This is a genomic window from Schumannella sp. 10F1B-5-1 (assembly GCF_006517535.1).
GTDB lineage: Bacteria > Actinomycetota > Actinomycetes > Actinomycetales > Microbacteriaceae > Schumannella.
In genome coordinates this window covers 1-259 of record NZ_VHQH01000238.1, presented here as the reverse complement: position 1 = coordinate 259, position 259 = coordinate 1, and the positions used below count along the sequence as shown (strand labels likewise).

Annotated in this window: 1 pseudogene; it reads left to right on the top strand. The window is 71.8% G+C overall.

The features are described 5' to 3' along the window. A pseudogene (locus tag FJ658_RS15545) lies at window positions 1-259 on the top strand (exodeoxyribonuclease III); the annotation flags it as partial.

Sequence of the window (259 nt, the reverse complement as noted above, 5' to 3'; positions counted from 1 at the left end):
GTCACGAGGGCACGGATGTGCCGATCGAGGCCCGCGCGATCGGCGCGACGATCGAGGGGCTGCGGCTGTGGAGCCTCTACGTGCCGAACGGCCGCGCGCTCGACGACCCGCACTACGGCTACAAGCTCGACTGGCTGGCCACGCTCGCGGCCGACGTGCACGACTGGCTCGCCGCGGAGCCCGAGCTGCCGCTCGCTCTCATGGGCGACTTCAACATCGCCCCGCTCGACTCCGACGTCGGCGACCCCACCTTCGTGCC